Source organism: Lelliottia sp. 7254-16 (assembly GCF_002922995.1).
Lineage (GTDB): Bacteria > Pseudomonadota > Gammaproteobacteria > Enterobacterales > Enterobacteriaceae > Enterobacter > Enterobacter jeotgali.
This window is the reverse complement of the sequence record NZ_PQVS01000013.1, coordinates 1-13,002: the sequence shown is the minus strand read 5'-3', so window position 1 is coordinate 13,002 and position 13,002 is coordinate 1. Positions and strand designations below refer to the sequence as shown.

8 protein-coding genes and 1 pseudogene are annotated in these 13,002 nt (G+C 57.2%); 4 read left to right on the top strand and 5 right to left on the bottom strand.

The features are described 5' to 3' along the window. Positions 1–12 precede the first annotated feature (12 nt). Positions 13–1,923 carry a transcription antiterminator gene (locus tag C3708_RS16550; RefSeq protein WP_103947899.1) on the top strand — a complete coding sequence of 637 codons (1,911 nt, stop codon included), beginning with the start codon at positions 13–15 and terminating at the stop codon, positions 1,921–1,923. Between the two features lie 32 nt (positions 1,924–1,955). Here the strand turns inward: C3708_RS16550 and nrdG are convergent, their stop codons facing one another. The 5 genes from nrdG to treR form a co-directional block, all read right to left on the bottom strand. Continuing rightward, positions 1,956–2,420, bottom strand: a complete 465-nt coding sequence (gene nrdG / locus C3708_RS16545) for an anaerobic ribonucleoside-triphosphate reductase-activating protein (RefSeq protein WP_103949815.1) — start codon at positions 2,418–2,420, stop codon at positions 1,956–1,958. A 154-nt stretch (positions 2,421–2,574) separates the two neighbouring features. Next, entirely contained in the window at positions 2,575–4,713 is a 2,139-nt protein-coding gene (gene nrdD / locus C3708_RS16540) for an anaerobic ribonucleoside-triphosphate reductase (RefSeq protein WP_103949814.1), read from the bottom strand. A gap of 751 nt (positions 4,714–5,464) precedes the next feature. After that, on the bottom strand, positions 5,465–7,120 hold the full coding sequence (gene treC / locus C3708_RS16530) for an alpha,alpha-phosphotrehalase (protein ID WP_103949813.1): 1,656 nt from the start codon (positions 7,118–7,120) through the stop codon (positions 5,465–5,467). Positions 7,121–7,171: 51 nt separating this feature from the next. Continuing rightward, positions 7,172–8,590 (bottom strand): PTS trehalose transporter subunit IIBC, encoded by a 1,419-nt coding sequence (gene treB, locus C3708_RS16525; RefSeq protein WP_174348700.1) that lies wholly within the window; start codon positions 8,588–8,590, stop codon positions 7,172–7,174. 125 nt (positions 8,591–8,715) lie between these two features. Beyond that, positions 8,716–9,663 (bottom strand): trehalose operon repressor TreR, encoded by a 948-nt coding sequence (gene treR / locus C3708_RS16520; protein ID WP_103947903.1) that lies wholly within the window; start codon positions 9,661–9,663, stop codon positions 8,716–8,718. 194 nt (positions 9,664–9,857) lie between these two features. On the opposite strand from treR, the gene mgtL reads away from it, so the two are divergent. From mgtL to C3708_RS16510, 3 genes and pseudogenes are all read left to right on the top strand, one after another. After that, positions 9,858–9,911, top strand: a complete 54-nt coding sequence (gene mgtL / locus C3708_RS24070; protein ID WP_350315582.1) for a mgtA regulatory leader peptide MgtL — start codon at positions 9,858–9,860, stop codon at positions 9,909–9,911. Positions 9,912–10,059: 148 nt separating this feature from the next. Beyond that, positions 10,060–12,768, top strand: coding sequence for a magnesium-translocating P-type ATPase (mgtA, locus tag C3708_RS16515; protein WP_103949812.1), 2,709 nt, complete (start codon positions 10,060–10,062; stop codon positions 12,766–12,768). A 106-nt stretch (positions 12,769–12,874) separates the two neighbouring features. Then, positions 12,875–13,002, top strand: a pseudogene (locus C3708_RS16510) (IS481 family transposase); the annotation flags it as partial.

Below are 13,002 nucleotides of genomic sequence, written 5' to 3'. Positions count from 1 at the left end.
GAGGACAAAGACGTGCGATTTCCGAACCAACGTTTAGCGCAACTGTTTGATCTGTTGCAAAACGAGACGCTGCCGCAGGATGAACTGGCGCAGCGGTTGTCGGTATCCACGCGTACCGTACGGGCGGATATCACCGCCCTCAACGCGCTGCTGGCTGGCCACGGCGCGCAGTTTATTCTCAGCCGCGGCAACGGCTATCAGCTTAAAATTGATGATGCCTCGCGCTATCAGTCGTTGCAGGATTCCCGTCCGCGTGCGCTGCGTATTCCGCGCACCGGTCAGGAGCGCGTGCACTATCTGGTGGTGCGTTTTCTCACCTCCGCCTTTTCCTTAAAACTGGAAGATTTGGCTGATGAATGGTTTGTCAGCCGCGCCACGTTACAAAGTGACATGGCAGAAGTGCGAGAGTGGTTCCAGCGTTATTCTTTGACCCTGGAAACGCGCCCGCGCCACGGCATGAAACTGTTCGGCAGTGAGATGTCGATTCGCGCCTGCCTGACCGATTTGCTGTGGGAGCTGGCGCAGCAGGACAGCCTCAATCCGCTGGTGACGGAAGTCGCCCTCAATGCGGGCGTGCCGGAGCAACTGGTGGTGGTGCTGCACGACACCCTTACGCGCCATCACATTCGTCTCACGGATGAAGGCGAGCTGTTTGTCCGTCTGTATTGCGCCGTGTCGGTGCGGCGTATCAGCGAAGGCTATCCGCTGCCGGAATTTCACGCCGAAGATGTGGAAGAGAATGTACGCAATGCCGCGCGTGATATCGCCGTCGCCATTGCGCACCTTGCCGACAAAGTACTCGCCCCGTCGGAGGAAAACTGGCTCTGCGTCCACATCGCCGCGCGCCAGATTCAGGAGATCGCCCCAAGTGCGATTAACGCCGACGACGACGAAGCGTTGGTGAATTACATTCTGCACTACATCAACAGCCACTATAACTACAACCTGCTGAACGACGCCCAGCTGCATGCGGATTTGCTGACGCATATCAAAACCATGATCACCCGCGTGCGCTACCAAATCATGATCCCCAACCCGCTGCTGGATAACATCAAGCAGCACTACCCGATGGCGTGGGACATGACCCTGGCGGCGGTCTCTGGCTGGGGGAAATACACCCCGTATGTGATCAGCGAAAACGAAATTGGTTTTCTGGTGCTGCACATCGGCGTCGGGCTGGAGCGGCACTACAACGTCGGCTATCAGCGCCAGCCGCGCGTCCTGCTGGTTTGCGACGCCGGAAACGCGATGGCACGTATGATTGAGGCGGTGCTGCAACGTAAATACCCACAGGTGGAAGTGACGCGCACCGTCACGTTGCGTGAGTACGAACTGGCGGAAAGTATTAGCGAGGATTTCGTTATCTCCACTGCGCGTATCAGCGAAAAAGCCAAACCGGTGGTACAAATCGCCCCGTTCCCAACCGACTATCAGCTGGAGCAGATCGGCAAGCTGGTGCTGGTGGACCGCACCCGTCCGTGGATGCTGGAAAAATACTTCGACGCCGAGCATTTCCGGGTGATTGATTCAAGTATCGATCAGCAAACTCTGTTCCAGGAACTGTGCGGGCAATTGCGTCAGGAAGGGTTTGTCGACGCGGAGTTTCTTGATTCGGTGGTGGAACGTGAAGCCATCGTCAGCACCATGCTCGGTGACGGCATCGCGCTCCCGCACTCCCTCGGTCTGCTGGCGCAAAAAACCGTGGTCTACACTGTGCTGGCACCCCAGGGCATCAAATGGGGCGACGAAACGGCGCACGTGATTTTCCTGCTGGCGATCAGCAAAAGCGAGTACGAAGAGGCGATGGCGATCTACGATATTTTCGTCACCTTCCTGCGTGAACGGGCCATGACGCGCCTGTGCGGCTGCCGCGATTTTGCGGAGTTCAAAACAGTGGCGATGGAGAGTTTGAGTCGATTTTAAGACGATAGGCGGAGAAGGTATCCGCCCATCGATTAACGTAAATGATGCACAACCTGGTTGCTGCTACCGCGCCAGATAAGCGCCGGGTCTTTCAAATCCTGCACAAACTTGCCGTCGACCAGGACGTTAATCAGGTCGACGATTTCCATTTGCGCATCGTTCAGCTCATCCAGCTTGTAGCCGGTCCACACCCAGATATCTTTCCCCGCGCACTCTTTGTGAATGCGCTTCACCAGTTTCAGAATGTGCGGCACGTTCTGTGGGTGAAGCGGGTCGCCACCGGAGAGGGAAATCCCCTGGCGTGGAATGCGCGTGTCATTCAGATCGCTGATGATCCGGTTTTCCATTTCGTCGTCAAACGGCAGGCCCGAGTTCAGCCGCCAGGTGCTTTTGTTGTAGCAGCCGGGGCATTCGTGAACGCACCCTGAAACAAACAGGGTGCAGCGGGTGCCGGGGCCATTGACGATGTCGACGGGATAATACTGATGGTAATTCATTTCTGTTTCCCAATGAGCACGCTGATGCCCTCACCCCGGCCCTCTCCCACAGGGAGAGGGAGAAAATCGCGCTGGTCGGGGAGAAAACTGCGCCGGGCGGTCCCCTCTCCCTTGAGGGAGAGGGCTAGGGTGAGGGGGAAAATTCCGCGACGGATTACCCGATCTGCCCATTCCCTAAATGCTTCACGCGGCGTTTCACTTCTTCCTGCTTGCCGGCGTTGAACGGACGCGCGTCAGGGCTGCCGAGATATCCGCACACGCGGCGGGTCACGGAGACACGGGCCGCATCGTGGTTACCGCATTTCGGGCAGGTAAAGCCCTTGCTGGTACATTCAAACTCACCGGTAAAGCCACACTCGTAGCATTCGTCGATCGGCGTGTTGGTCCCGTAATACGGCACGTGCTGATAGCTGTAATCCCACACGTCTTCCAGCGCTTTCAGGTTGTGCTGAATGTTCGGGTACTCGCCGTAACAGATGAAACCGCCGTTGGCGATCGGCGGATAGGCCGCTTCAAAGTCGATCTTGTCGTACGGATTGACCTTTTTCTCGACGTCGAGGTGGAAGCTGTTGGTGTAGTAGCCTTTGTCGGTCACGCCGTTGACTACACCAAATTCGGCGGTATCCAGACGGCAGAAGCGGTCGCAGAGGTTCTCGCTCGGTGTGCTGTACAGGCTAAAGCCGTAGCCGGTTTCGTCTTTCCACAGATCCACCGCATCGCGCAGACGCTGGACGATAGCCACGCCTTTCTCACGCAGGGCCTCGCTGTCATACATATGCTGATTGCCGAACAGCGCGTTGATGGTTTCGTGAATGCCGATATACCCCAGGGAGATCGATGCGCGACCGTTCTTAAAGATTTCAGACACGTCGTCGTCCGCTTTCAGGCGCACGCCGCAGGCCCCTTCCATATACAGAATCGGTGCGACGCGGGCTTTGACCCCTTCCAGACGGGCGATGCGGGTCATCAGGGCTTTACGCGCCAACTGCAGACGTTCGTCGAGCAGCGTCCAGAACGCGGCTTCATCACCTTTCGCTTCCAGCGCGATGCGCGGCAGGTTAAGGCTGATCACGCCGATATTGTTACGGCCTTCATGGATTTGCTCGCCGTGTTCATTTTCATACACGCCGAGGAAGCTGCGGCAGCCCATCGGGGTTTTGAACGAACCGGTGACTTTCACCACCTGGTCGTAGTTCAGAATATCCGGATACATGCGTTTGCTCGCGCATTCCAGCGCCAGCTGTTTGATGTCGTAGTTCGCATCGCCAAACTTATGGTTCAGGCCATCGCGAATGGCGAAGACCAGTTTCGGGAACACCGCGGTTTTGCGGTTTTTGCCGAGGCCCGAAATGCGGTTGCGCAGAATCGACTGCTGAATCAGACGCGATTCCCAGCTGGTGCCCAGGCCAAAACCGAAGGTCACAAACGGCGTCTGGCCGTTGGCGGTGTGCAGGGTGTTCACTTCATATTCGAGGGACTGGAACGCGTCGTAGCACTCTTTTTCGGTGCGGGAGTGCGCATAGCCGTCGGCATCAGGAATATTCCACTCCTGCGCCACTTTACGATGCTTGTTGAAGCTCTCGGTGACAAACGGGGCCAGTACTTCGTCGATACGGTTAATGGTGGTGCCGCCATAAATATGGCTGGCTACCTGGGCGATGATCTGCGCCGTCACCGCCGTGGCGGTGGAGATGGATTTTGGCGGTTCAATCTCGGCGTTACCCATTTTAAAGCCGTGGGTCAGCATGCCTTTCAGGTCGATCAACATACAGTTGAACATCGGGAAAAACGGCGAGTAGTCGAGATCGTGGTAGTGGATCTCACCGCGCTCATGCGCCTGCACCACGTCGCGCGGTAGCAGGTGCTGACGGGCATAGTGCTTGGCGACGATACCGGCAAGCAGGTCGCGCTGTGTCGGGATCACCTTGCTGTCTTTATTGGCGTTTTCATTGAGCAGCGCCGAGTTGGTCTGCTCGACCAGGCCGCGAATCTCCTGATTCAGGCGACCGCGCTTTTCACGCTGGATGTCACGGTCGTGACGATACTCAATGTAGGCGCGCGCCAGCTGCTTGTACGGACCGGACATCAGCTGGTTTTCTACCGCAGTCTGGATCTCATTGATATCCACCTGACTGCGTTCATTCATCTGGCTACAGACAATTTCTGCGACGGTGGCGCAGTAATCTGCGTCATCGACTCCCGCTGCTTTAGCTGCACGCAGAATGGCTTCTTTGATGCGCTCTGACTTAAACGGCACTTTACAGCCATCTCGTTTCATCACATGCGGTGTCATGATCACTCCATTAAAAACAGGTTATCCACAGAGGTGGGGAAGTATGCTCTGGACGCAAGTCCCGATGTCTCAGTCACTTCCCTCGTTCCCGACGCTTGTTATCCACAATTCCGGCCAGCGTTGACGCCGTTGTCTTGTTGGAATAGTAGACGATAAATACAATATGTTGGGTCGGCGTGCATTTTAAGTTCTATATGTAGTGATTTGCATCAAACATGTTTGCGATTTTTTTGATTCAGAACAAAGTAAAAAGACGAGAGTACAAATGGCGGGCACTGTAGCGTTTGTAAAGGCCAGGCAGGAAAATTCTGATTAATTATTCAACAAAAACAGTAAGGTATTGCCGTGAAAATGTAGCGCCCTCCGTATTGGTGATCAAGTAAGCAACGCAGGTTGTTCCGTTCACCTCATGTTCAGCAGAATATAATGAGTTTGTCACCTGTGAACGTGCAAAGGGGACCGCGCGGCCCCCTTTGCAATCCCCGCGCCCCGCCATGAAATCGGTGCTTCGCACTGCGCTCACCTCCTGGCCTGCTGCCTGCGGCCGGCTCGACTCGACATCCCTGTCTCGTTTCGCCTCTGGTCGCCATCCCTGGCGCCCAGACCTTGTCATCCGGCCTCCGGTTCGCCGATTTCTGCGAGGACCCACACCTGTGCCATATTCAGACGATTGAGAAGTAGGTTTTGTAGGCCGGGTAAGCGAAGCGCCACCCGGCAAAAACGTGCACCGTGTCGAGGCAGGCGGGAGGCATTACTCCTGCATCCACCACACCGCCTCAAACGGGCGCAAGGTCATCGCCGTCGGTTTCGCGGCCACTTCGGCGTAGTTGCTGATGACCACGCGCCAGTCGCCACTCACAGCATCCGGCTGCCATTCCTGGCATTCGCGACTCAGGTTCGCGACCACCATCAGCGTCTGCCCTTGCCACTGGCGGCGATAGCACCACAGGGAAGGGTGCATCGGCAGCAGATCCTGATAGTCGCCCCAGGTCAGCAGCGGGAGTGATTTACGCAGGGCGATCAGCGACTGGTAGGTATAAAACACCGAATCGGGATCGTTGAGCGCCGCGTCCACATTGATGGTTTCGACGTTATCGCACAGATCGATCCACGGCTCACCGGTGGTAAATCCGCCGTTCGGCGTGGCATCCCACTGCATCGGTGTGCGGCCGTTGTCGCGGGATTTACTCGCCAGAATTGCCAGAAGTTCGTCCGCATCGCGGCCTGTTGCCCGCAGTTCAGCGAACATGTTGTGGCTTTCCACATCGCGGTAATCGGTGATGCGCGCGAAATGCGGGTTGGTCATGCCGATCTCTTCGCCCTGATAGATGTACGGCGTGCCCTGCATCCCGTGCAGCACCATCGCCAGCATTTTGGCGGAGGTGGCGCGGTACTCGCCCTCGTCGCCAAAACGTGAAACGATGCGTGGCTGATCGTGGTTACACCAGAACAGGGCGTTCCAGGCAACGTTATGCATCCCCTGCTGCCAGTGGCTGAACAGCATTTTCAGCGCCACGTAATCGGGTTTTGCCAGCGTCCACTTTTCGCCGTTCGGATAATCGACTTTCAGGTGATGGAAGTTAAAGGTCATCGACAGTTCGCGCCCGTCGAGAGCGGCGTATTGCTGGCAGTTTTCCAGCGATGTCGAGGACATCTCGCCCACGGTCATCAGGTTGCGCGGGGTGAAGACGTCCCGGCTCATCTCCTGGAGATATTCATGGGCGCGCGGGCCGTCGGTGTAGAAACGGCGGCCATCGCCCAGCGGATCGTTCGGGAAATCCTGGTCCTTGGAGATCAGGTTAATTACGTCGAGACGTAAACCGTCCACGCCGCGATCGGCCCAGAACTCGCACACTTTTTTCAGCTCGCTGCGCACGTCCGGGTTTTCCCAGTTCAGATCCGCCTGCTCCGGGGCGAACAGGTGCAGATAATACTGCTCGCTCTCAGCATGCCAGCGCCAGGCGTTGCCGCCAAATTTGGAGCGCCAGTTGTTCGGAAGCTGGTCCGGCGTGCCATCGCGCCAGATATAGAACTCACGGTACGGACTTTCTTTATTCAGCGATTCGCGGAACCACGCGTGCTGCGTGGAGGTGTGGTTGAGCACCATGTCGAGCACCAGACGGATGCCGCGCGCGTGGGCCTGCGCCACCAGCTCATCAAAATCATCCAGCGTGCCGTAGGCCGGATCGATGGCGGTATAGTTCGCCACATCGTAGCCGTTGTCCACCTGCGGGGAAATGTAGAAAGGGGTCAGCCAGATGGCGTCCACGCCAAGGGTTTTTAGGTAGTCCAGACGCTGCGTTACACCGCGTAAATCACCGGTGCCACGACCGGTCGTGTCCTGAAAACTCTTTGGGTAAATCTGATAGATGACGCCGTTTTGCCACCAGTGCGGAAGGGTATTCATAATGCGTTCCTGCAAATGCGAAGGGGCGCAATTGCGCCCCGAAAGAAGAAGTTAAACAATCTGCAGCGTGCCCTGACGGAACTTGCGCTGATAGATAACGGTCGTCAGCGCCATCGGGACGATAATCGCCACCGCCATCGCCAGAGCAAACACCTGCCAGTAGGTCGGCTGAATCGAGAGGATGCCCGGCAGGCCACCCACGCCGATGCCGTTCGCCATCACGCCGTTCAGACCACACAGCAGCCCTGCCAGCCCCGAACCGATCATCGCGCACAGCATCGGGAAGCGGTATTTCAGGTTGATGCCGTACATCGCCGGTTCGGTGACGCCGAGGTAGGCGGAGATCGCCGCCGGAACGGAAATTTCACGCTCGTTGTGTTTGCGGCTGACCAAAATAATGCCGGTGACAGCAGAGGCCTGCGCAATGTTCGACAGGGCGATAATCGGCCAGACCGGCGTGCCGCCGAGGCTCTGAATCATCTGCATGTCGATAGCCAGCGTGGTCTGATGCACGCCGGTAATCACCAGCGGCGCATAGAGGAAGCCAAACAGCGCGGCGCCAATCGGAGCGAAGCTGCCGGTCATCAGGTGACGGACCGCAAAGGCCACGCCGTCGCCAATCATGCGGCCAAACGGGCCGATAAAGGCGTGGGCGAGGAACACAGCCAGAATCAACGAACAGACCGGAACCACCACCAGATAGAGGTAATCCGGCACGATGCGTTTCAGGCGGGTCTCAATAAAGCCCAGCGCCAGACCGGCCAGCAGAGCGGGGATAACCTGCGCCTGATAACCCACTTTAGCGATAGTAAACAGGCCGAAGTTCCACACTTCTGGCACCTGCTGCCCAAGTAAGTAAGCGTTCATTAACTGCGGAGAGACCAGCGTCACGCCGAGCACGATACCCAGAATCGGCGTCCCGCCCATTTTGCGCACCGCCGACCAGCAGATCCCGACCGGCAGATAGAAGAAGATCGCCTCGCCAATCAGCCACAGGAAGTCATAGATGCTTTGCAGCGCGGGATACATTTGCGCCAGAGTCTTGCCATCGCTCATCGGCACGTCGCCGATCACGTTGCGGAAGCCGAGGATTAAGCCTCCGCTTATCAGCGCCGGCAGCAGCGGGAAGAAGATCTCCGCGAAGTGGGAGATCAGCTGCTCGTGCCATTTCATATTCTGGCGCGCCGCTTTCTTGGCCTGCTCTTTGTCCGCCGTCGAATGCCCGGTTGTCGACAGCAGGGCCTGATAGTAATCGCCCACTTCGGTACCAATCACCACCTGGAACTGCCCGGCGTTGGTGAAGCAACCTTTGACCATCGACAGTTCCTCGATGGCCTTCGGATTGGCTTTGGCCGGATCGTTCAGCACAAAACGCAGACGGGTAATGCAGTGGCTGACGGTGGCGATATTTTCGCGGCCCCCAACCAGAACGATCAGCTGGTCGATATCAGTTTGTTTAACTTTGCTCATCATGAAGCCTCATGACAGATGTGGAGGGTAATGACCTGGACGCAAGCCTACTCTTTGAGCGACACGGTGAAAATGGGAACGTTCCCGAAATCGGGCGAGGATCACAATAATCCGTTTTAAGAGGGTTAAGAGAGGTGGGCTGGAATGACGATCTGACGGGGTTCGCTGCGCCCGTTTATCTGCTCAATAAGCTGCACAGCTGCCTGACGGCCTGCTTCGGCGTAGCCCGGATCGACGGTGACAATCTCAGGATGGAGGAACTTCATCAGCGGTGTGCTGCCCACGCTGGCGAGCTGGACGGTGTCGATGCGCTGCTCCTGCAAATATTTGCTGGCTCCCAGCGCGAGGGTATCGGTCGCGCAAATCAGCGCGGTGGTTTGCGGGGTCAACACGCTTGCCACCTGATCGTAGCCCTGTTTCATTGCCAGACCGGGCAGCGAGGCAACCGCTGGAAGATTGTGTTGTTTGCAAAATGCGAGATAGGCTTCGTGGCGACGCTTACCGGTGGTGACGTCACTGTGCGGCACGCCGAGGAAGCTGATATGGCGATGGCCCTGCTCGTACAGACGCTGCATCAGGGTGAGGATCGCGCCTTCGTCGTCGTAACAAACAGAGGCAAACCCGCTGGCGTCGCGCGCCAGCAGCACCAGCGAGGACTGCCAGGGTTTCAGCGTTTCATCCTTAATGCCGGTAAAACCAAACAGCACCACGCCGTCGATATTACGTCGTTGCAGCATCCCAAGATGCTCCTCCACCAGCAGAGGCGAGAACTGACTCTCCATCATGATCGGATCGTAGCCCTGTTCGTAAAACGCAGGCAACATGGTTTGCACCGCCAGATTTTCAGACAGGGAATCGAGACGCGAGACGATAATGGCGACCACTTTGTCGCTCTGTCCGCGCATGGCGCGCGCGGAGCGGGAAGGGGAAAAACCGTGCTGATTCATAACCGCCTCGACGCGTTCACGCGTGCGTTCGCTGACACCACTTTCGTTGTTCAGTACGCGCGACACGGTGGATTTCCCTACGCCGCTTAAACGGGCGATGTCTTTAATGGTCAGGCGGTTCTGCATCCTTTATTCCCTGTAACGGCGGCAAGTCGTCAATTGAGACTAATGCTTACGATTTAATTAGCAATGAGCAAAGTCTGGTATATGTACGGTTTAAATCTGCGGGCGTATCATACCGCCCGAATCGCTACTAAAGGTATGGTTAAAACACGATACTGCGCTGCGATTAACCCTTTTTTTCACTTACCGGAGGCCGTATGGATCCCGATCCCACACCTCTCCAGCAATGGAGTTTAAGTACTTTCCGGTAAGCCAGTCGTCTTCTAACTGTCTCGCCGGTGATGTGAGGCAGTGACATCTCAATGTTCCTGCTATAAAAATTTAAGTGCCATTCAGGTACCGTCTTGTTGCGCCTGAAGGTAACACTGCGTCCGCCTTTGCGGATGTGGGGGACTTTTTATGCTGAAAAATATCACCCAGCAGCTGCTCGCTCAGCTGAACCGCCACCTGCCGCGCCGTCTTGTCCAGCGCGATCCGCTGCCGAACGCCAAAAATCTGGCTGGGGCCGCTATTCCGCCCACGCTGACGGAACATTGCCTCAAAGCCGCCGCGATGGACGAAAACGAAGTCTGGCGCGCCTTCGGCGGTCACCCGGAAGGGTTGAACGCGGCGGAAGTGGAAAAAACACGCGCCGAGCACGGCGATAACCAAATCCCGGCGCAAAAACCGGCTCCGTGGTTTGTCCATCTCTGGCTCTGCTATCGCAACCCGTTCAACCTGCTGTTGACCGTTCTGGCGATTATTTCCTACGCCACCGAAGATCTGTTTGCCGCAGGCGTAATAGCCCTGATGGTAGCGATCTCCACCATGCTCAACTTCATTCAGGAAGCGCGTTCCACCCGTGCGGCGGACGCCCTGAAAGCGATGGTCAGCAATACTGCCACCGTCCAGCGCGTGATCAATGAGAAGGGCGAAAGCGCCTGGCTGGAACTGCCGATCGATCAGCTGGTGGTGGGCGACATCATTAAGCTGGCGGCGGGGGACATGATCCCGGCGGACCTGCGCGTGGTGCAGGCCCGCGATCTGTTCGTCGCCCAGGCGTCCCTGACCGGTGAATCCCTGCCGGTCGAGAAAGTGGCGCGTAGCCGCAACCCGCAGCAAACCAACCCGCTCGAAAGCGATACTCTGTGCTTCATGGGCACTACCGTGGTGAGCGGCACCGCGCAGGCGATCGTCATTGCCACCGGCGGCAACACCTGGTTTGGACAGCTGGCCGGGCGCGTCAGCGAGCAGGAAAGCGAGCCGAATGCGTTCCAGAAAGGCATCGGTCGCGTCAGCATGTTGCTGATCCGCTTCATGATGGTGATGACGCCTATCGTGCTGCTCATCAACGGCTACACCAAAGGCGACTGGTGGGAAGCGGCGCTGTTTGCCCTCTCCGTGGCGGTCGGTTTAACGCCGGAAATGCTGCCGATGATTGTCACCTCCACGCTGGCTCGCGGGGCGGTGAAGCTTTCTAAACAGAAAGTGATTGTGAAACACCTCGACGCCATTCAGAACTTTGGCGCGATGGATATTCTTTGCACCGATAAAACCGGCACCCTGACGCAGGATAAAATTGTGCTGGAGAATCATACGGATGTCTCTGGCAAAGTCAGCGAACGCGTGCTGCAAACCGCGTGGCTGAACAGCCACTACCAGACCGGGCTGAAAAACCTGCTGGACGTCGCAGTGCTGGAAGGGGTGGACGAAGATTCTGCGCGCACGCTCTCAACGCGCTGGCAAAAAGTGGATGAGATCCCGTTCGACTTCGAGCGTCGCCGCATGTCGGTGGTGGTCAGCGAGCAAGCGGATGTCCATCAGCTGATCTGCAAAGGGGCGCTGCAGGAGATCCTCAATGTCTCTACCCAGGTGCGTCATAACGGTGAAATCGTGCCGCTCGACGACACCATGCTGCGTCGCATTAAACGCGTGACCGACAGCCTGAACCGTCAGGGGCTGCGCGTGGTGGCGGTCGCCAGCAAATTCTTGCCGGGCCGCGAAGGGGATTATCATCGTGTCGATGAGTCGGATCTGATCCTCGAAGGTTACATCGCCTTCCTCGATCCACCGAAAGAGACCACAGCACCGGCGCTGAAGGCGCTGAAAGCCTCCGGTATCACCGTAAAAATCCTTACCGGCGACAGCGAGCTGGTAGCAGCGAAAGTGTGTCACGAAGTGGGGCTGGATGCGGGCGAGGTGGTGACGGGGAGCGATATCGAAACGCTTTCCGATGACGAACTGGCTGCGCTTGCCAAAACTACTACCCTGTTCGCACGCCTGACGCCAATGCATAAAGAACGCATCGTCACCCTGCTGCGCCGCGAAGGGCACGTGGTCGGCTTTATGGGCGACGGCATCAACGATGCCCCGGCGCTGCGCGCGGCGGATATCGGGATTTCCGTTGACGGGGCGGTCGATATTGCCCGTGAAGCGGCCGATATCATCCTGCTGGAAAAGAGCCTGATGGTGCTGGAGCAGGGCGTGATCGAAGGACGTCGTACCTTCGCCAACATGCTGAAATACATCAAAATGACCGCCAGCTCTAACTTCGGTAACGTCTTCAGCGTACTGGTGGCGAGCGCCTTCCTGCCGTTCCTGCCGATGCTGCCGCTGCACCTGCTGATTCAGAACCTGATGTACGATGTCTCTCAGGTGGCGATCCCGTTTGATAACGTTGATGACGAGCAGATCCAAAAACCACAGCGCTGGAACCCGTCGGATCTCGGTCGCTTCATGCTGTTCTTTGGCCCAATCAGCTCTATCTTCGACATTCTGACCTTCTGCCTGATGTGGTTCGTGTTCCACGCTAACACGCCAGAACATCAAACCCTGTTCCAGTCCGGCTGGTTCGTGGTCGGGCTGCTGTCGCAAACGCTGATTGTGCATATGATTCGTACGCGCCGCATTCCGTTCATCCAGAGCCGCGCCGCCTGGCCGCTGATTATCATGACCGGCGTCGTCATGGTACTGGGTATCGCGCTGCCGTTCTCACCGCTGGCGAGCTACCTGAACCTGCAGGCGCTGCCGCTGAGCTACTTCCCATGGCTGGTGGCGATTCTGGCGGGCTACATGGTTCTGACCCAGATGGTGAAAGGGTTCTACAGCCGTCGGTACGGTTGGCAGTAAGGTTTTTCCCCTCACCCTAACCCTCTCCCTGTACGGTCCGGGGACATCATGAACACTTGTTCGGGGACATGGTAGACACTTACAACTAAGGCATACGAACCCGTTTATGGAGTCGCTTATGCCCTGGGATGCGAGAGATACCATGTCATTACGTACCGAGTTTGTTCTGTTCGCCTCGCAAGACGGGGCGAACATCCGTTCTCTTTGCCGTCACTACGGCATTTCGCCCGCTAC